At 70.0% G+C, this 18,310-nt stretch carries 16 protein-coding genes and 2 pseudogenes; 8 read left to right on the top strand and 10 right to left on the bottom strand.

The window, feature by feature from the left end; all coding sequences use genetic code 11:
* Nucleotides 1-300 precede the first annotated feature (300 nt).
* Nucleotides 301-669 carry a VOC family protein gene (locus tag ACFU8W_RS41410; protein ID WP_384049269.1) on the bottom strand — a complete coding sequence of 123 codons (369 nt, stop codon included), beginning with the start codon at nucleotides 667-669 and terminating at the stop codon, nucleotides 301-303.
* A gap of 173 nt (nucleotides 670-842) precedes the next feature.
* On the opposite strand from ACFU8W_RS41410, the pseudogene ACFU8W_RS41405 reads away from it, so the two are divergent.
* A pseudogene (locus ACFU8W_RS41405) lies at nucleotides 843-1,283 on the top strand (transposase); the annotation flags it as partial.
* A gap of 159 nt (nucleotides 1,284-1,442) precedes the next feature.
* Here ACFU8W_RS41405 and ACFU8W_RS41400 read toward each other — a convergent pair.
* Together ACFU8W_RS41400 and ACFU8W_RS41395 are read right to left on the bottom strand one after the other, a co-directional pair.
* Entirely contained in the window at nucleotides 1,443-2,300 is an 858-nt protein-coding gene (locus tag ACFU8W_RS41400; protein ID WP_384049266.1) for a Ku protein, read from the bottom strand.
* Nucleotides 2,301-2,850: 550 nt separating this feature from the next.
* Nucleotides 2,851-3,899, bottom strand: a pseudogene (locus ACFU8W_RS41395) (helix-turn-helix domain-containing protein).
* Between the two features lie 23 nt (nucleotides 3,900-3,922).
* Between ACFU8W_RS41395 and ACFU8W_RS41390 the strand changes: the two are divergent.
* Both ACFU8W_RS41390 and ACFU8W_RS41385 read left to right on the top strand, forming a co-directional pair.
* A complete protein-coding gene (locus ACFU8W_RS41390; protein ID WP_384049263.1) occupies nucleotides 3,923-4,084 on the top strand; it encodes a hypothetical protein in 162 nt (53 codons plus the stop codon).
* An 8-nt stretch (nucleotides 4,085-4,092) separates the two neighbouring features.
* Complete coding sequence (locus tag ACFU8W_RS41385; protein WP_384049260.1) at nucleotides 4,093-4,362, top strand: hypothetical protein; 270 nt, start codon at nucleotides 4,093-4,095, stop codon at nucleotides 4,360-4,362.
* 207 nt (nucleotides 4,363-4,569) lie between these two features.
* Here the strand turns inward: ACFU8W_RS41385 and ACFU8W_RS41380 are convergent, their stop codons facing one another.
* The 7 genes from ACFU8W_RS41380 to ACFU8W_RS41350 form a co-directional block, all read right to left on the bottom strand.
* Complete coding sequence (locus ACFU8W_RS41380) at nucleotides 4,570-5,595, bottom strand: LacI family DNA-binding transcriptional regulator (RefSeq protein ID WP_345516189.1); 1,026 nt, start codon at nucleotides 5,593-5,595, stop codon at nucleotides 4,570-4,572.
* Nucleotides 5,596-5,867: 272 nt separating this feature from the next.
* On the bottom strand, nucleotides 5,868-7,151 hold the full coding sequence (locus tag ACFU8W_RS41375) for an amidohydrolase family protein (protein WP_384049257.1): 1,284 nt from the start codon (nucleotides 7,149-7,151) through the stop codon (nucleotides 5,868-5,870).
* Nucleotides 7,138-7,896, bottom strand: a complete 759-nt coding sequence (gene allE, locus ACFU8W_RS41370) for a (S)-ureidoglycine aminohydrolase (protein ID WP_345516186.1) — start codon at nucleotides 7,894-7,896, stop codon at nucleotides 7,138-7,140. Before allE ends, ACFU8W_RS41375 begins: the two co-directional genes overlap by 14 nt.
* Nucleotides 7,897-8,035: 139 nt before the next feature.
* Nucleotides 8,036-9,043, bottom strand: a complete 1,008-nt coding sequence (locus tag ACFU8W_RS41365) for an aminopeptidase (RefSeq protein ID WP_384049253.1) — start codon at nucleotides 9,041-9,043, stop codon at nucleotides 8,036-8,038.
* The gene (gene allB / locus ACFU8W_RS41360) at nucleotides 9,031-10,500 is read right to left on the bottom strand and encodes an allantoinase AllB (protein ID WP_384049250.1); all 1,470 of its coding nucleotides are present in this window, start codon (nucleotides 10,498-10,500) and stop codon (nucleotides 9,031-9,033) included. The genes ACFU8W_RS41365 and allB overlap by 13 nt, the downstream gene beginning before the upstream one ends.
* Complete coding sequence (locus ACFU8W_RS41355; RefSeq protein ID WP_384049247.1) at nucleotides 10,497-11,741, bottom strand: amidohydrolase family protein; 1,245 nt, start codon at nucleotides 11,739-11,741, stop codon at nucleotides 10,497-10,499. Before ACFU8W_RS41355 ends, allB begins: the two co-directional genes overlap by 4 nt.
* A 6-nt stretch (nucleotides 11,742-11,747) precedes the next feature.
* Nucleotides 11,748-12,428 carry a hypothetical protein gene (locus ACFU8W_RS41350; protein ID WP_384049244.1) on the bottom strand — a complete coding sequence of 227 codons (681 nt, stop codon included), beginning with the start codon at nucleotides 12,426-12,428 and terminating at the stop codon, nucleotides 11,748-11,750.
* Nucleotides 12,429-12,745: 317 nt separating this feature from the next.
* Between ACFU8W_RS41350 and ACFU8W_RS41345 the strand changes: the two genes are divergently transcribed.
* Genes ACFU8W_RS41345 through ACFU8W_RS41325 form a run of 5 tightly spaced genes read left to right on the top strand, consistent with a single transcriptional unit; the run spans nucleotide 12,746 to nucleotide 18,297 of the window.
* A complete protein-coding gene (locus ACFU8W_RS41345) occupies nucleotides 12,746-14,392 on the top strand; it encodes an ABC transporter substrate-binding protein (RefSeq protein ID WP_384049242.1) in 1,647 nt (548 codons plus the stop codon).
* Nucleotides 14,389-15,447: an ABC transporter permease gene (locus ACFU8W_RS41340; protein ID WP_345516181.1), complete on the top strand. Its 1,059-nt coding sequence runs from the start codon at nucleotides 14,389-14,391 to the stop codon at nucleotides 15,445-15,447. Before ACFU8W_RS41345 ends, ACFU8W_RS41340 begins: the two co-directional genes overlap by 4 nt.
* Complete coding sequence (locus ACFU8W_RS41335) at nucleotides 15,447-16,355, top strand: ABC transporter permease (RefSeq protein ID WP_384049238.1); 909 nt, start codon at nucleotides 15,447-15,449, stop codon at nucleotides 16,353-16,355. Before ACFU8W_RS41340 ends, ACFU8W_RS41335 begins: the two co-directional genes overlap by 1 nt.
* Nucleotides 16,352-17,473, top strand: a complete 1,122-nt coding sequence (locus ACFU8W_RS41330; RefSeq protein ID WP_384049235.1) for an ABC transporter ATP-binding protein — start codon at nucleotides 16,352-16,354, stop codon at nucleotides 17,471-17,473. The genes ACFU8W_RS41335 and ACFU8W_RS41330 overlap by 4 nt, the downstream gene beginning before the upstream one ends.
* Complete coding sequence (locus ACFU8W_RS41325) at nucleotides 17,470-18,297, top strand: ABC transporter ATP-binding protein (RefSeq protein WP_384049232.1); 828 nt, start codon at nucleotides 17,470-17,472, stop codon at nucleotides 18,295-18,297. The genes ACFU8W_RS41330 and ACFU8W_RS41325 overlap by 4 nt, the downstream gene beginning before the upstream one ends.
* Nucleotides 18,298-18,310 lie beyond the last annotated feature (13 nt).

The following is an 18,310-nucleotide window of genomic DNA, read 5'->3' as shown; positions in this document are numbered from 1 at the left end:
CTCAGACAGCCGCGGCTTTGATCGCGCATGCCGTCAGCGACGGAGTGGGTCGGGGTGATCTCGACGTCCGTGAAGCCAGCCCTTCCAGCTCGCGCCCTTTGGCGCTGTTCGTCTGGTCCACAACGCTGACCGCTCCCAGATGCCAGCCGCCTTCCTCGTTCACCTCGCCGGGTGACTCATCGAGGTCGCGCCACCCACCTGTTTCGCGCGCTACTCGTCCTGACGAACATCGAGGCCACTACCGACAATTGATCTCTACCGCAGGTAGCCCGCGATCAGCACATGCCCCCCGGAACAGCGTCACCGGGCCGGGATCGGCTGAGTGAGGTTCACCGGGTTGCCGTCGGGGTCCTGGATGTGGGCGACGCGCTGTCCCCACGGCATGTCGTTGGGGCCGCCGCGGACCGAGCCGCCCAGCGCCGCCACCCGGCCGAGCGTCTCGTCGACGTCGTCGACACCGATGCTGAGCAGGATCCGCGACGCCGCCCCAGTCCCCGGGTTCGCCTTGGCCACCAGCCCGAGGTCGGTGTCGCCGATGCGCAAGCCGAGGTAGAAGGCCGGGCCTTCCGCCGGTACCCGGAAGATCTCCTCAGCGCCGAACAATTTCGTATAGAAGTCGAGTAGAACGTCCTGGTCGGCAGTCACGATCACTGGCTGGATGGTGGACATGGCACTCCTGTCGAGAACGGTCGTGTCGCTGGGTAGACCGTTCGAGGACGGTGAACTCATCGGCAAAACCACCCCGCCGGACGATCTACAACACAGACTGCCGCCCACGACCAGCACGAGCACCCCGAAACGAGGTCACGTCACCCCGCTGACCAGCCACTTCAAGAGGGCGGAGCTTCATTGAGGGCCGGTTTCACGACCACCCGCACGCCGAGATCATCCTGAGCATGCCCGGCCTCGGCCCCGTCCTGGGAGCCGAGTTCATCGCCCACACCGGCGGCGAGATGAGCGTCTTCGGCAGCCCCGACCGCCTTGCCGGCGTTTCGGGACTGGCACCCGTCCCGAAAGACTCGGGACGGATCAGCGGCAACATGCGCCGACCTCGCCGCTACTGCCGCCGACTGATGCGGGTCTTCTACCTGTCCGCCCGGGTCGCTGCCCAGCACTGCCCCGTCTCAAAGGCGTTCTACGAACGCAAGAGGGCCGAGGGAAAGACCCACAAGCAAGCTGTCATCGCCCTCGCGCGCCGCCGCCTGAACGTCCTGTGGGCGCTCCTCCGCGACAGTCGTCCCTTCGAGAGCAGTTCGCCCACCCGTGCTGCCTGCCTTGGATGAGGTGACCACACTCAGTCACGAGCCAAGTTTGACAACCACATTGGGAATCAGTAGACCCTCATCGGCTTCTACGCACCCGAGTGCTGGGCGGAGTGATCGGCGAGCAGAGATACGCGGCTTGACCAGTGGCGACGAGTTTCCGAACGGCACGGGTTGTGGTTAGCCGGCGGAACGACGCCGGTGTGCCTTCTTTGCCGCGGTCTTCTTCGCCGCCTTCCTTCCGGTCGGCTTCGCACGGCGCGTCTGTGCTGCGTCCACGCTCTGTTGTAGCACCGCCATCAAGTCCACGGTGGCTCCCTCGACGCCCCGGGACTCTGGTGCGTGCGGCGGCTCCATGCCCTGAAGCCTGGCAGCGACGACCCGCTGCAGGGCGCGGCTGTAGTCGTCGTGCTGCTCCGCCAGGTCGAAGCCGGAGCCCATGGTATCCATCAGGTTGTACGCCATCTGCAGTTCCTGGCGGCGGGCCGGTGGGGTCTCCGGGACGGTGATCTCCTGAGCAGGGCGCAGTTGGTCGGGCCACAGCATGGTCTGCATTGCGATTACCTCGTCCCGAGCCCAGAGTACGGCGAGCGATTCCCGGGTGCGCAGCGCTGTCCGTGCGATGGCCACTCGCCCGGACTTCCTCATGGCGTCGCGCAGCAGGGCGTACGGGCGCGCGCCAACGGGGCCGGTACCGAGGTAGTACGCCGTGTCCAGTGCGAGCGGGTCGATCTGGTCTGCGTCGACGAACGCCAGGATCTCGATGCGTCTGGCGGTGGGAAGCGGAAGGTCGGCGAGATCGTCGGCGCTCAGTATGACGACTCGGCCGTCCGGGGCTTCGTAACCGGGCGCCACTTCCTCAAAAGGGATTTCGACGTCCTCATGTTCGCAATAGCGGCGCAGGCGCACCCGGCCACCGCCACACCGCGTGTGCACCTGGCGCAGCGGGACCTCGTGCTCCTTGGTGGCCGCGTGCACGGTCACCGGGATGGACAACAGGCCCCAGGTGATGGCCAGCTTGATGATGGTCTGCGGCATGACTCCCATCGCACCGACGCCCGCCAATGATCGCATGTCGAGCAGGCCGCATTGAGTGGTCCGTTTGGCCTGTCTGCATGCGTCGACCGAAGCACTTTGGCCATCAAGGGGCTTGGAGAACTGACCTGGAGGATGCAACATCGGTGCGGAAAGCTGCGCTCGGCGGTGGCTCGTCTACTTCGATCAAGCAGGGGGACACAACGGGATCCCTGTAGGGTTCCAAAAGTCCCACATAGGTGCTGACCTGTCTGTTCGCCAGCTGATGTCGATCTTCGACAGGCCGTGTTGGGGTAGTCGTGGATCAGGCCGCCAGGGACGTCGTGGCGCTGGATCCGCTGCACGGGGAACGGGGTGACATCCGGGTCGTCGGCGGGAGCGTGAAAGTTCAGGGCCCGGTGCGGCCATTCGGTGTTGTCGTGGTGGGCGTACTCAGCGAGTACCTGTCGCAGGTGCCACTCGTTGTAGTCGGCCGCCGGTCGGTGCACTCGGCTCGCACGGTGCGGATGAACCTTTCGGCATGGTGTGCCGTTCGGAAACTCGTCGCTGCTGGTCATGCTGCATATCGGCACTCGTTTGATGACGCCGCCGAGCACTCGGGTGCGTCGGAGTCGGTGAGCGGTCAGGCCGGTCACGGGCGCCGGATGCTTTTGAGCAAGGGGAGGAAGCTGTCCTCGAGCCTGGTGTGGGCGATGTCCGGGCGTGAGTCTCGTTCCGGATCAGCAGATGGTCCAGGACCTCGCGCCGCAGGGTCCCGATGACCCGTTCGCAGTGGGTGTTCATCCGAGGAGCCCGCGGCGCGGTCCTGACGACCTCGATCCCCCGGCTGCGAAGGCCGCGTCGAAGGACACGGTGTACTTCGCGTCCCGGTCGCGGACCAGGAAGCTCAGCGAGTCGCTGCGTACACCCAACTCGACGGCGAGGGGGCGGGCCTGCTGCACCGCCCAGGATCCCGTCGCATGGGCGGTCACCCCGGCCATGCGCAGGCGGCGTGTGCCGTGTTCGAGGAACACCAGGGAGTACACCGGCGCAGGTCGACCAGGTCGAGGTGGACGGAGTCGCAGGCGATGATGCCCTCGGCTTGCGCGGTCAGGAACTCTCGCCACGTCGGGTTGCCACGGCGCGGGGCCGGTTCAATGCCGGCCGCCGTCAGGATCTCCCAAACCGTCGTCGCACCGACCGGGTGGCCCAGGCGTGCAAGCTCTCCCTGGATCCGACGGCAGCCCCAGCGCGGATTCTCTTTGGCCAGCCGCAGCACCAGCGCCTTCACCGCGCTCGCCGTTGGCGGCCTCCCGGGCTTGCTCCGGTGCCTGCTGTAGTCCCACTTCCAGGCGATCAGCCTGCGGTGCCACGCCAGCAAGGTCCCGGGCGTCACCGGGAACACCTGCGCCCAATGACGTTGGGGGATCAGCGAGGACAGCGCCGCGAGCCACAGTCGGTCCGCAGACTCGTACCGCACCAGGCCCGCGAGCTGCCTGCGCAGCACTGCGTTCTCATGCCGCAGCACCAGCAGTTCGGCTCTTTGGCCGCGTCCCGAAGCAGCAGCACCGCCGGGACCGCGAGTAGCTTCCGTGCCACCTGGTACACCAGTGAGACAACCACCAGGACAGGGTTCCAGTAAGCCGTTGTGGCGCGCCAGACCCACTCCGAACAGCAGCGATGAGTTCCCGAACGGCACAGGGTACCGCCGGATCCACGGTGAGCTTGCGGCGCCGGGCATTGAGGTCGCCGCCTCCACCGTCTGGGAGATCCTCAAGGAGCACGGCATTCCGCCCGCGCCCGGATGAACTCCCTCATGGAGCGCTGGATACAGACCTGCCGACGCGAGCTCCTGGACCGTGCCTTGATCTGGAACCAGAGCCACCTCCTCTACGCACTACGTGAGTTCGAGACCCATGACAACGAACACCGACCACACCTGACCCTCAAGCAAGTCGCACCACTCCGCCCGCTCCCCACCCGGTCAACGGCCCACCACAGCTCGGGGACCTGGAGGTCCGCCGACGAGACCGACTCGGCGGAACTCTCCGCGAGTACCGACATGCCGCTTGACCAGGCCGGATGAGCGCACCCGCAGTGTCCCGTGGTCCCGGGTAGGCCCGGGTGTACGTGGGCCGGGGCGGGTGTGCCGTGCGTCCCCCACCGGCCCGGGGTCACGCCCGCCCCGGACGGGGGCGGCCACCGGGGTGCGGCGGGCCGCCGGAGCCACCAGGCAGGCCGGCGCAGGGCGACTGCCGGACACGGCAGGCCGGGTGGGGTGCGACCGGCAGGCTCAGGGGCGGCGGGTGCTCGCCCGGACCCTCAGCAGGCTCGGCACCACCGACGGCTGCTCCACGCTCTCGCCATTCAGCCGTCGCAGCAGCATGCCGACCGCGGCCCCCGCCTGGTCGGAGGGGCACAGATCGATCGCGGTGATCGCCGGGACGGACTGCTGGGCGAAGCGGTTGTCGATGCCGATCGCGAGCATCAGATCCTCCGGGATACGCACCCCGCGCTCCCGGCAGGCGCGGGTCGCGCCCTCGCTGTACTGCTCGGCGGAGGCGATCAGCGCGTCCGGCGGCTCGTCCGCGTCCAGCAGGGCGCAGGCGGCGTGGTACGAGTCGGCTTCCAGACGGTCGACAGAGACATGGGCGACCTGCGGCGGCAGGCCGTGTTCGGCGCACCACGACTGGTAGGCCTGCTCACCGTCGATCGTCCACGCCCAGGAGGACTGGGCCGACAGCAGGGCTATGCGGCGCGCGCCCGCCGAGTGGAGATGGTCGAGCAGGTCACGCATGTTCTGCTCGTTGTCGCCCGAGACGTAGAACGGCCGCTCGGGGCGGTCCGGGTCCCGCTCGATGGAGACGACCGGGATGCCCATCCCCTCCAGCATGTCGATCCGAGGATCACTGGCGGCCGGGTCGCAGAGCACGACGCCGTCCGGGCCGATCAGCCGCCACTCGTCCTCGGTGCTGAGCTTCGGCGTCAGCATCAGGGCGTACCCCTCGCTGAACGCCGCCCGCGCGGACCCCGAGGCGATCGTCATGTAGTAGTCCAGGCCGATCATGTCGTACTCGTTGCCGCTGACGTCCCGGTGCGGCAGGACCAGGGCGATGGTGCCCGTACGGCCCTGGCGGAACGCCTGCGCCACGCGACTCGGCCGGTAGCCCAGCTCGTTCGCGGTAGCCCTGATGCGCTCGCGGGTCTCCTGGCGGAGTTTGCCCTTGCCGTTGAGGGCGTCGGAGACGGTCGTCACCGAGACCCCGGCCGCGGCGGCGACATCGCGGATCGTCACCCGGCCGCCTGCGGTCTTGGTCACCTTCACCATGGAACCACCAGATTCACTCGTAGTCGTGCCGTCCATCGCCATGGACCGACACAGATCGACTCGGATCGACATGAGACGCTGCGGGCAAGCGCCGCGCGCGGTATTCCGCGTGCACGCCTACGGTACGACGGCGGGCGGACAGGGACGGGCGGACGAAGCCGCTCCGGGTACGGCGGCGCCACCCGGGCGTTTCGCCCCCGGCGATCCGACCGGCGCGACCCAGCCCGTCCCCGCCCGCCCTCCCGCCGCGGGCGCCGGGCCGCTCAGGCCCGTGCCGGCTCGGGCGCGGTCCACAGCTCGCCCACCCGTCCCGCCACGATCTGTCCGCCGCGCACCAGCCGGCGCGGGCCGGGCTCATTGCGCAGCGCGTCCGTGATCGTGGTCGCGGCGAGCACCACGAAGTCGGCCTTCGCGCCGGCGCGAAGCTCGCCGAACGGCACCCCGGCGGCCCGCGCCGCGTGGTCCGTGACCAGCCGCCACGCGGTCGCGATCCCCTTGTCGACCCCATCGCCCTCTCCCTCGTCGCTCAGGGGGAAGGCATGCCAGGCCAGCCGCGCCAGGTCCATCGGGTCGAGGTTGCCGAAGGGCTCCCAGTTGTCCTGGAAGTTCCCGGTCCCGACCGTGACGGTCACCCCGGCGGCCAGCAGCTCGTTCGCCCGGGAGACGCCGCGGTAGGGGTAGGAGCCGCCGAGGTTCGACGGGCAGACGGTCACCGCGATCCGGGCGTCGGCGACCTTCTCGATGACCCGGCGGGCGTCGTCGTCGGCGTAGGTCTCCAGCGCACCGACGTGGTTGGCGTTGACCATGCCCTGCATGCCGTGCGCGACAGTCCGCTCCGCCAGCGGCTCCAGCAGCCGCTCGGTCGGGTCGGTGAAGTAGTCGATGTTGATGTCGATGCCGACGCCGAACCGCTCGGCCAGCTCGAAGACCTGGTCGAGGTGGGTGAGCTGGTCCTCCTGGGACTGTTCGTTGTTGGGCCAGCCGCCCACCCGGTGGGCTCCGGCTGTGAGCGCGGCGGCGACCAGGTCGTATGCGCCGGGGTCCTGGACGAGCCCCTCCTGCGGGAACGCGGTGACCCGCAGATCCACCAGGTCGGTGTGCTTCTCGCGCGCGTCCATCACGCCCTCGAACGAGGTCAGCCCGGTCACCGTGTCGATGTCGGCCTGGCCCGCCACCGTACCGATTCCCTGCGACGCGGCCAGCCGCAGGAAGCTCCCTGCCCGGTCGGCGACCTCGTCCCTGGTGAACGTCGCCTTGAGATCGCGCTGGCGCTGCATCAGCTTCGGGCGCTCGGTCAGCCGGGCAGGCAGGCCCAGCCGCTCGATCGAGCGGCGGCTGAGCGCCTTGTCGGGGTGGCTGTGCGGCTCGGTGAACGGAGATGTGATCAGTCCGCCGTCCGCGACGATCCGCTCGCGGGCTACGACCCCGCCGCTCGCGCCGGGGCCGATCGCGGCGATCAGGCCGTCGCGTACGACGACGTCGACGCGTACGCCGTCGTGGGTCGCGTTCTCGATGATCAGGTCTGCGGGGGCTTCAGAAGCCGTCACGGTTGATGTCCTTGTAGAGGAGGTACGACGGGCGGGCGGATCCGGTCGCGTAGAAGGATTGGGGGCAGTAGGGGGCCATGTAGACGAAGTCGCCGGCGGAGACCTCGACATGGTCGTCGCCGAGGTAGTACACGCCCTCGCCTTCGAGCATGTAGAGGCCGTGCTCCTGGTGGTGGACCTCCACCATCTTGAACCGCGAACCGACGTCGAACCGCATGAAGTTCATCGCCATGTCGTACCGCTCGTCGAGCGGGAGTAGCGGGGCGTAGGTACCGCCGATGGTGTCGTCGGGGTGGTGGACGACGTCGTCCACATGGCCGACGACGCTCTCCGGGGCGGCGACCCCGTCCACGGGCTCGTAGCGGCGCTTGACCCACAGGACCCGGGTGGCGCCGGGCGTTTCGATGCCGAACTCGACGCCCTCGGGGAAGTAGGCGTACCCGCCCGGCTCCAGGGTGTGCGAGACGCCGTCGGCGCTGACCAGACCCTGGCCGTCGAGGACGTACAGGAAGTTCTCGAAGCCCGCGCCGAGGGGGCGCGTGCTGCGGCCTCCCGCCTCGAACTCCAGCAGATACTCGCCGAAGCGCGCCGGGAGCGAGCGCGGGGTGGCGAGCGGCATCGCGTTCACGCCCTCCAGATGTGGCAGCGCGTTCTCGACGAGGTTCTCCGGGCACATGAGGGTATAAGCCGCGCGGACTCGTCCGCGGCTGGCGCTCACCTGGTGGACGCTCGGGCTGTCCGTCATGGTCGACTCCTTGGGGTGCGGAAACGAATGCTGGTGCCGGCGTGGGCCTGGGCGGGGGCCGGGACGCACGTACCGGGCGAGTGTTCCGGGCTGCGGGGCTCGGGGTGCGGGGTTCGGGCGGGCGCTTCGTGGGGCGCGCTCAGATGCGGTACCGGCCTTCGTCGAGCACCACGCCGCCGTCCACCCGCACACTGGGGCGCTCGACGACCATGTCGACATGGACGCGCGACTCCCAGTCGGCCCCGGTGTACTCGGGGAAGGGGTGGCCGAAGGCGATGTGCACCCCGGGCACGTTCTCGTCGAACAGCAGATTCCCGGTGAGGGTGGGCAGGTTCCGGTTGGTGCCCAGGGCCAGCTCGCCGAGGAGCGTGCCGTTGGGGGCCTCGGTGAGCCAGTCGCGTACCGCCCGCTCCAGTACGGAGTCGGGATGGCGCACCTCGACCGCCGCGCCGCGGGCGACCTCGATCAGCAACGGCTCGGCGAGCAGCGCGGTCTCCGCGTTGAAGGGATAGCCGACCACCGAGACCGCCAGGATTCCGTCGGCGGTCAGCGGGGTGCAGAATACCTCGCCCTGCGGCAGCCTCCCACCCTGCCCACCGCACTGGTACAGCCCCGTGAACGGGGTCCAGGGACGGTCCGGGTCGCAGGTCAGGCTCAGATCGGTGCCGGTCGCGCTGGTGATCCGCAGCGACCGGCCGCCGGTCAGCAACTCCTTCACTCCCAGCGTGAACCGGGCGACCCGCGTGTAGTCGACGGCCATTCCGACGCCGAGACAGACGTCGTCGAGCGCGGGCATATGGGCATGGCGCGCGCCGAAGCGCTCCAGGTGCTCCCAGAACGTCGGGTCCCAGGCCAGTAGATCGCCCGGATCGGCCGCCGCGAAGACCGTGACGGTCGGCCGGTGGCTGTCCAGGACCCGCCCGACCTCGCGCCGCGCGGCCTCGTAGCCGTCGGCGATGTCCGGGATCACGGCCAGGCCGGCGGAGGTCACGGTATGCGCCTCGGCGGCGATGACACCGGCGAGGTGCCGGGTGCGGAGATCGGTGAGCACGAGCACCCGGTCCGCCGGGGTCACGGCGAGACACGTCCGTATCAACTCCCGGGCGCCACGGGCGAGATCGGGGGTCGCCGAGGTCAGTTCCGGCATGCGGCCCCCTCGGTCGTACGAGGAACGGCCGGGCCGGACAGGGGCAGAAAGCGGCCCGAGCCCTTCGGCGCCACGATGTTGCCGCCGACGGCGACGGTCCGGCCGCGCACCATGGTCCGCACGACCTTCACCGTGCAGGCGCGGCCGTCGTACGGCGACCAACGCTCCTGCGCGTGCTGCTGGCTCTCGGCCCTGACCACCCAGGGTGCGTCCAGGTCGAGCAGCGCGAAGTCCGCGTCCATGCCCGGCCGCAGGGCCCCCTTCGAGTCCGCCGCGCCGCAGAGCACGGCGGGTCCGCTCGTCATCAGGGAGACGATCTCGGGCAGCTCCATCCCGCGGCGCAGCGCCTCGCCGATCACCAGCGGTACGTACTCCTGGACGCTCTGGATGCCGAACGGGCAGCCGAAGACGTCCTCGGAAGCGGCGAGCTTGTCGGCGCGGCCATAGGGGCAGTGGTCGGAGACGACCGCCTGGACGTGGCCCGCCCGTACCCGGTTCCACAGCTCCTCGACATGGTCCCGGTCCCGCAGCGGGGGAGCGCACACCGCGAAGCCGCCCAGTTCGGGCAGGTCGGCCGCGTTCAGCAGCAGATGGTGGGCGGTCACCTCGCAGGTCGCGTCCAGACCTCCCGCGCGCGCCGCGGTGACCAGGTCGATCGCCTCGGGCGTGGAGAGATGGACGAGATGGACGGCGCAACCGGTCTGCCGGGCCAGCCGCAGTACGTCACGGACCGCGTCGATCTCAGTGGACGGCGGACGCGCCTCCAGCAGGGCTGCGAAGTCGGTGCGCCCGTCCGCCCGCAGCCGGGCCTCGCCCGCCGCGAGCGCGTCCCGGTCCTCGGCGTGCACCAGCACCCGGGCTCCGAGCCGGGCGGCGGTCGTCATCCCGGTCAGCAGATCGGCCTCGGTGGCGGACGGGAAGCCCATGTCGTTTTCGGGCAGGAACGCCTTGAAGCCGGGCGCACCGAGCGCGTGCTGGCCCTCCATCTCGTCGAGCGACGGCTTGGTGAGCGCGCCCCAGAGACCGAAGTCGACCACCGCGCCCGCCGCGGCCTGCCGCCGCTTGTCGCGGTAGCGCTCTGCGGTCGTGGTCGGCGGGTCGGAGAAGGGGTGCTCGACGACCAGCGTGATGCCACCGGCCGCAGCGGACCGGGTGCCGGTGTGGAAGTCGGCTTCGAGGCTGATGCCGGGGACGTCGAAGTGCACATGCAGATCGATCACGCCGGGGACGAGGTGGAGTCCGGTTGCGTCGACGGTCTCCGCCGCGCCGACCTGGGTGTGGGGCGGCACGATCGCGCTGATCCGGCCGTCGTCGACCAGGACCGTGGCCGCCCGCATGCCCTGCGGGGTCAGCACCGTGCCGCCGGTGACGGCGAGGCCGGCGCGATGAGTGCGGTCGGCGGCGGTGCCCGCGGCGGGCGGGCCGTCACCTTCGGTGGAGGGTCCGCGCGGGGTCACGTGGCCACCAGTTCCGCGGTGTGGCCGGCGGTGTTCCGGCGGCTCACCACGCGCCCGCGCTTCAGCGTGGTCCGCGCGGACGGCATGTTGGCGATCGCGGTGGCCCGGTCCGGGGCGTCCAGCAGGACCAGGTCGGCGTCCTCGCCCACCGCGATGTCGCCGGGACGCCCGCCGAGCACGGCCGCGGACTGCCCGCACACCATGTCCCACACGGTGTCCACCGCGCCCTCGTCGTGGAAACCGGCGCCGAAGAAGGTCATCTGGGCGCGATCCAGCGGGTCGAGGGTGCCGAGTGCGTACCAGCCGTCGTTCATGTTGTCGCTGCCCGCGGCGACGACCGCGCCTGCCGCCATCAGTTCCATGGGACGGGACAGTCCGCGCGGACCGCCGTCCACCAGATTGAGCGGGACGACCACGATCCGTACATCGGCCTCGGCGACCGCCGCGACGACCCGGGCCGCGTCGGCGTCCTCGTACACCTCCAGGCCGCAGCAGTGGCTGGCCAGCACCCGGCCCTGGTAGCCGCGCCGGATCGTCTCCTGCGCGATGTACTCCAGCATGGTCTCGGCCGGGTCGATCATGCAGTCGGCGTGGATGTCCACATCGACGTCGAAACGTTCCGCCAGGTCGAAGATCTCGCGGACGTTGGCCTTCTGCGCCTCGATGCCGTCCTCGACGTTGGGCCAGCTGCCGATCAGGTCGGCGCCCGAGCGCAGCGCTTCCACCAGCAGCGACCGGCTCTCCGGGTCCCGGGCGAGTCCTTCCTGCGGGAAGGCCACGATCTCCACGTCCATCAGATGGGCCACCCGTTCGCGGGCGGTCAGCACCCCGGCGAGGCCGCGCAGGCCCGCGACGGAGTCGACGTCGACATTGGCGCGCAGCCGTGTCACGCCGTTCGCGGATGCCAGCCGCAGTGCGCGGGTGGCCCGCTCGGCGACGTCCTCGGGGGTGAAACCGGCCTTGACGAGCCGGGCGCGTTCGAAGCCGTCCCGGGCCCCGGCGGGGGCGAGGGCGCGGCTGTACGCCTTGTCCGGGTGGTAGTGCGGTTCGGTGAAGGAGCGGGAGACCAGTCCGCCGCCCGCGTCCAGGACTTCGGGAGCGGCGGCCTCGGCGGCGCGGGCCGCGTCCGAGTCGTTCGGTACGACGGCGGTGACCTTTCCGTCGCGTATGTGCACGTCCACCAGCCCGTCACGGCCGTGGACGCGGCCGTCCCGGATCAACAGGTCGAGTTCGGCAGGCATGGCGTTTCACCACTCCCATTCGTTTGCGGGGACGCGGATGTCGGACGGGTTGGCGGCCACCGCCGTCACGCCCGCCCGCAGGGCGGAGATCTGGAGGGCGAGGTCCATGCTCGGCCCGTTGTGGCCGATCCGGGCCACGTGCTCCGGGGTGTCGGGCAGATGGATGAACCCGCACCGGGTCGTAAGACCGCGCAGAGCGGCCAGATGCAGCGCGGTGTACATGACGGCGTTGCAGCCATGGGTGGAGGCGGAGTTGGAGATTAGCGCGGGGACGCCCGCCTCCCGCATCGCCGTCGTCATGGCCTTGATCGGCAGGGTGGAGAGGTACGCGGCCGGGCCGTCCGGGTAGAGCGGGTCGCCGGCCGGGCGCCGCCCGTCCTCGGCGAACTGGAAGTCCTCGACGTTCACCGCTGTGCGCTCGACCGTGACGGTGGTCCGTCCCGAGAACACCCCGCAGGAGATGACCGCGGCGGGAGGCGCGCCGTCGCCGAGCAGCGGGAGCAGCGCCTCTTCGGGGCGCCTGTCCCAGGCGAGGCTGCGCGCGACCACGCGGTGGCCGCCGATCTCTTCGCCGTCGAGCGCCAGGGCAACGGCGGAGCTGGGGTTGTCGGCGTAGTGCAGCTCGGTCCGGGCCGCCGAGATGCCGAAGGCGCCGTTCCCGGTCACCAGAATCCAGGGCTGGGTCATCACACATCTTCCGGTGGATGGAAAGCATAGATCGTCAGGCGGAAGATCGATGCGACCGCCTGGAGCAGCATCATGACTCATGTCGAGCCGAAAAGAAACGTTTCTTTTTCCGAAAGAAACGTTTCTTTCGGAGTCTTGACCCTGGCAAACGGCCGGTGTTAACTGCGGCAATCAAGCCCGAGCACGATGGCTCCGCAGCGCAGCCGAGACGTTTGGTGATACTCCCGCCGGGATGGCCTCTCCGCCGCCCGAAATCCCTCTCGCCGTTTGCTGTTCCCTGCCCTGCGTGACCCCGATCCCTCGCGGAGGTACCTCTCTTGAACGCCACCCCCGTCCCCCGCGGCGCCAGACGGCTGGCCGTCACCCTGGTCGCCGGGACGCTGGCCCTCACCGCCTGCTCCGGAGTCAGCCCGGGGAAGAAACCTGCGGGGCAGCAGGGCCTGACCGTCACCGCGCTGACGCCGAAGGCGTCCGGCCCGCTCGACCGGATCACCTGGGCTGTGACCGCCGAACCCACGTCGTTCGACTGGATCTACAACGCCAGCTTCGAGACCGGCCAGATCATGTCCAACGTCTGCGAGGGGCTGCTCCGGCTCGCCCCCGACCTGTCTCTCGAACCCGCGCTCGCCGAGTCCTTCGCCAACCCGACCCCGACGACCTGGGTCTACAAGGTGCGCTCGGGGGTGACCTTCCACGACGGCACCCCGCTGACCGCCGAGGACGTGGCCTTCAGCCTGGGCCGCAACCTCGACGCCAAGGCGGGATCCTTCTGGTCCGGCGCCTACGAAAACGTTTCTTCAGTGAAGGCCACCGGCCCGCTGGAGGTCACCGTCACGCTCAAGCAGCCCGACGTCCTCTTCAACTCGTACATGAGCAGCCCCGCCGGAATCGTCGACAGCAAGGCGACGGTCACCGCCAAGAGGAAGGCATACGGAACACCCGGCGGCGGCGTCAACTGCGTCGGCCCGTTTTCCCTCGGCAAGTGGGAGAAGGGGCAGTCCATGACCCTGACCCGCGACGACAAGTACTTCGACGCGGCCCGCCGGGCAAAGGCGAAGGAGGTCGTGTTCCGCTTCGTCCGCGACCCCGCGGCCATGGTCAACGGCCTGCTGTCCGACTCGATCGACGGCAGCTGGTTCCTGCCGCCGTCCGCGCTCAAGCGGCTGTCGACGAGCGGCAAGGGTACTGTCTACTACGGCAAGTCGACCCAAGGCTTCAACGCCATCGTCATGAACACCGACGGCCCCCTCAAGGACGTCCGCGTCCGCCAGGCCCTGTCGATGGCCATCGACCGCAAGGGCATCATCGACGCCGTCATCAGCGGCGCCGGCGAACCCCAGAAAGCACCCGCTGTCCCCGGCTCGTGGGGCTACGCCGAGAAGACGTACCGGAGTGCCTGGGACGGGCTGAAGGCCACCGAACAGGACATCGAGGCGGCGAAGAAACTCGTCGCCGAGGCGGGCAGGCCCGCGAAGCCGATCGTCGTCGCCACCACCAGCGCTGAGGCCGAAGTGCCGGTCATCGGAGCAGAGATCCAGTCCGCCGCGAAGAAGATCGGCCTCGACGTCCAGATCAAGGCCGTCCCCGCCGACCAGTACAACGGCGTCTACACGGACAAGAAGGCCCGCGAGGGCATCGACCTCTATCTGACCGGCTGGGGCACGGACTTCGCCGACCCGCTCCAGATGTACCAGTACTTCCAGACGGACCACTTCTACAACTTCTCCGGGTTCTCCGACCCGAAGTACGACGAACTGGTCGTCAAGGCGGGCAAGACGTCCGACGAGGAGGAGCGGGCGAAACTCGTCACCGCCGCCCAGCAGATCGTCGTCGACGAACTGGTGTGGATCCCGCTGTACGCGCCGTACAACACGCTCTTCGTCAACAAGCGGCTGACCGGCACCCCCGCCTCCTACATGCAGCTGCACTACCCGTGGGCCGCCGATCTGGGAGCGTCCTCGTGACGGCCGCGGCGACCGGCGCGGAGCCGGTCCAGAAGACCCCCGGGACGGCCGGAACACGCGGGGCCGGAAAGGCCCCCAGGCGCGCCCGGAAGCAGGGCGCGACGGCCGGATTGCTCGTCACCGTCACCAAACGGCTCTCCGCGCTCGTCCTGCTGATGCTCGCGACCTCGTTCATCGTCTTCTCCGCGATGTATCTGGCCCCCGGGTCCCCGGAGTCGTTCCTCGCCCGCGGCAACTCCGTCACCGCCGACACCCTCCAGGCCATCCGCGACCAGTATCGGCTCGACGACCCGTTCTTCGAGCGGTACCTCGCCTGGCTCGGCGGGATCGTCACCGGCGACTTCGGACAGTCGCTGCAGTTCCGCCAGCCCGTCGGCGATCTGATCGCCTCCCGGGTCGCCACCACCGGCTTCCTGGTGGCGTACTCCTTCGCCCTCATCCTCGCCTCCGGCATCGTCATCGGCGTGGTCGCCGCCGTGAAGCGCGGCAAGGTCGACAGCGCCGCCATCATCGCCACCACCGTCGCCATGGGCACCCCCGCCTTTGTCATGGCGATCGGCCTGACCTCGCTCTTCGCCGTCACCCTCGGCTGGTTCCCCGCCTTCGGCGCGGGAGAGGGCTTGTTCGGCCGGATCCAGCACCTCACCCTCCCGGCCGTCGCGCTCGCACTGTCGTCGGCGGCGCTGGTGGCCCGCGCCACGCGCTCCTCCATGCTCGCCGAGCTGGGCAAGGAGTACGTGGAGACCGCCCGCGTCCGCGGCATCCCGCAGCGCCGCATCATCTGGCGGCACGCCTTCCGCAACGCGCTGGTCCCCGTGGTCACCCTCGCCGGCCTCGTGGTCTCCGGGCTGCTGGTCACCACCACGCTCGTCGAGACCGCGTTCGGTCTCAACGGCATGGGCTCGCTGCTGGTGCAGTCCGTCAACGCCAAGGACTTCCCGGTCACCCAGGCGATCGTGCTGATCATCGTGGGTGTGTTCGCGCTCTGCAATCTCCTCGTCGATCTGATCTACCCGCTGGTCGACCCGCGGGTGCGCGGAAAGGTGGGTGCCTGATGGCTGTCGTCACCGACACCCCGGACATCACGACGGACCCCGAGAAGGGTCCCCACAAGGACAACGGACTGGTACGCCGCCGCTGGCTCGGCCGCATGCTCGGCGGCAGCAGGACCATGGCCCTGCCGATCGGGGTACTGGCCCTCTTCGTCCTGGTCGCGGTCTTCGCCCCCTGGCTCGCCCCGCAGGACCCCAACGCGGTATCGCTCGCCGACAGCCTCCAGGGCACCTCGGCCGACCACCTCCTCGGCACCGACCAGTCCGGCCGCGACGTGCTGTCCAGGCTGATCTACGGCGCCCGCACCTCGCTGCTCGGCCCGCTCGGTGTCGTCGTCGGCGCCACCCTGCTCGGCGTCACCATCGGCGTGATCGCCGCCTGGCGCGGCGGCTGGGTCGACAGCCTCCTGTCCCGGGTGATCGAGCTGATCTTCGCCTTCCCCGGCGTGCTGCTGGCGATCCTGCTGGTCTCCGTGCTCAGCGCCGGACTGAAGGCGACCGTGCTGGCCCTCGCCATCGCGTACACCCCGTACATGGCCCGGATGACCCGCAGCGCCGCCCTCACCGAACGGCACCGCCCCTACATCCGCGCCCTGGAGATCCAGGGATTCTCCGCCGGCGGCATCATCGTCCGGCACCTGCTCCCCAACATCGCCCCGCTCGTCCTCGCGCAGGCGTCGCTCTGCTTCGGCTACGCGATGATCGACCTCGCGGGTCTGTCCTTCCTCGGCTTCGGCGTCCAGCCCCCGCAGGCCGACTGGGGCGCCATGATCTCCGAGGGCCAGGTCGCCCTCCTCCAGGGCGCACCCCTGTCCGCACTCGCCCCCGGCGTCCTGATCGTCGTCGCCGTCGTCGCGTTCAGCCTCATCGGCGAGAGCGTCGCCGACCGCATCAGAAGGGCGGACCGATGACCACCGCACCGGAGAAGACCGCCGCGCCGGACACCGCGATGCTCGCCGTCGAGGAACTGTCGCTCACGGTCCATCGCGGCGAGATCGCCAAGCCGATCCTCGCGTCAGTCTCCCTGACCTGCGCCAAGGGCGAGATCGTGGGCCTGGTCGGCGAGTCCGGCTCGGGCAAGTCCATGACCCTGCGCACGGCCGTCGGCCTCACCCCGGCCGGCGCGGACGTGAGCGGGCGGGTACGGGTGTCGGGCCGGGACATGCTCGGCGCCTCCCCGAAGGAGCTGACCGAGGTCCGATCGCGGACCGCGTCCATGATCTTCCAGGACCCGCGAGCCCACATCAATCCGTTCCAGCGCATCGGCACCTTCCTGGCCGAGGGGCTGCGGATCCACCAGGGCAAATCCAAGCAGGATGCCGCCCGCGCGGCTATCGCCCTCCTGGCCGAGGTCGGCCTGCCCGACCCCGCCCGCCACATGCGCCAGTACCCGCACGAACTCTCCGGCGGCATGCTCCAGCGCGTCATGATCGCCGCTGCGCTCGCGAGCGAGCCCGAACTGCTCCTCGCCGACGAGCCGACGACCGCGCTCGACGTCACCACCCAGGCCGAGATCATGTCGATCCTGCTGCGGCTGCGCCGCGAGCGCGGACTGTCGATCGTGCTGGTGACCCACGACCTCGACCTGGCCGTCTCCATCTGCGACCGCATCCATGTGATGTACGCGGGCTCCATCGTCGAGGTCGCCTCCGCCGCCGAACTCGCCCGGCGGCCCCAGCACCCGTACACCGCGGCCCTGTTCGCCGCGCGGCCCGGGCCCGACCGGCAGGAACTCCGGTCGGTCTCCGGGCGTCCGCTCGGTCTGTACGAGGTCGAGGGCGGCTGCGCCTTCGCGCCGAGGTGCCCGGCGGCGGACGATCTGTGCCATGAGACACCCCCCGTGGCACGGCTGGTCGACGGCCACCTGGTGGCGTGCCATCTCGCCGGGGAGCCCGGTACGGACACCGGGCCCGCCCATGCCGCCGGTACGGCGCCGGCCGGCGGCACCGAGCCGGAGGCCGGCACGGGACCCGCCCCGGCCGCCGGGACCGATCTGCCCGGCCCGTTCACGAAGGGAGAGCGGCCGTGACCGCCACCCAGCCCGTCATCCGGGTCGAGTCACTGCGCAGGACGTATGACCACGGCAGGGTCGTGGCCGCGAACGACGTCTCCTTCGAGGTACCCGTGGGCGGCTCGCTCGGCATCGTGGGGGAGTCGGGCTCCGGCAAGACCACCACGGCCAGGATGATCGTCGGCCTGGAGAAGCCCGACGCGGGCCGCATCTTCTTCGGAGGCGTCGAGTTCGGTGCCGGAGGCGGCCGCAGGCTGCGCCGTGAGCGCGCCCGTACCGTACAACTCGTCTTCCAGGACCCGTACCAGAGCCTGGATCCGCGCCAGAGCGTCGGCGACGCGATCGATGAGGTGCTGCGACTGCACACCGGTTTGGAGACGTCCGCGTTCGACAAGCGGCGGGCCGAACTGCTCGAACAGGTCGGTCTCGGCACCCGCGAGGCCGCCGCCCTGCCGCGCGAACTCTCCGGCGGGCAGCGGCAGCGCGTTGCGATCGCCCGGGCGCTGGCCGCCAACCCCCGGCTGCTGGTGCTGGACGAGGCGGTCGCCGCGCTCGACGTCTCCATCCAGGCCCAGATCCTCAATCTGCTCTCCGAGATCCGCCGCGACACCGGAGTGGCGCTGATCTTCGTCAGCCACGACCTGGAGGTCGTGCGCTGGGTCGCGGACGACGTGATCGTCATGTTCCGCGGCTCGGTGATCGAGAGCGGGTCCACCGCCGATGTACTCCAGAACCCCGAACACCCCTACACCCGGCTCCTGTTGTCCAGCGTCCCGCACCTGGGCTGGGACCCCGCCGACGTGTCGCAGGCGCGACGCGACTTCCTCGCCGCCACCCAGTGACGTCCCGCCCGCC

This window comes from Streptomyces sp. NPDC057565, from assembly GCF_042801455.1.
GTDB lineage: Bacteria > Actinomycetota > Actinomycetes > Streptomycetales > Streptomycetaceae > Streptomyces > Streptomyces yanii.
Note: the sequence above shows the minus strand (reverse complement) of the source record. Positions and strands in the feature narration are given on the sequence as shown.

Coding starts and splice junctions, on each gene's coding strand:
- ACFU8W_RS41410 (WP_384049269.1), bottom strand. CDS start 669: ATGTCCACCATCCAGCCAGTGATCGTGACTGCCGACCAGGACGTTCTA.
- ACFU8W_RS41400 (WP_384049266.1), bottom strand. CDS start 2,300: ATGCCGCAGACCATCATCAAGCTGGCCATCACCTGGGGCCTGTTGTCC.
- ACFU8W_RS41385 (WP_384049260.1), top strand. CDS start 4,093: ATGGAGCGCTGGATACAGACCTGCCGACGCGAGCTCCTGGACCGTGCC.
- allE (WP_345516186.1), bottom strand. CDS start 7,896: ATGACGGACAGCCCGAGCGTCCACCAGGTGAGCGCCAGCCGCGGACGA.
- ACFU8W_RS41365 (WP_384049253.1), bottom strand. CDS start 9,043: ATGCCGGAACTGACCTCGGCGACCCCCGATCTCGCCCGTGGCGCCCGG.
- ACFU8W_RS41355 (WP_384049247.1), bottom strand. CDS start 11,741: ATGCCTGCCGAACTCGACCTGTTGATCCGGGACGGCCGCGTCCACGGC.
- ACFU8W_RS41350 (WP_384049244.1), bottom strand. CDS start 12,428: ATGACCCAGCCCTGGATTCTGGTGACCGGGAACGGCGCCTTCGGCATC.
- ACFU8W_RS41335 (WP_384049238.1), top strand. CDS start 15,447: ATGGCTGTCGTCACCGACACCCCGGACATCACGACGGACCCCGAGAAG.
- ACFU8W_RS41330 (WP_384049235.1), top strand. CDS start 16,352: ATGACCACCGCACCGGAGAAGACCGCCGCGCCGGACACCGCGATGCTC.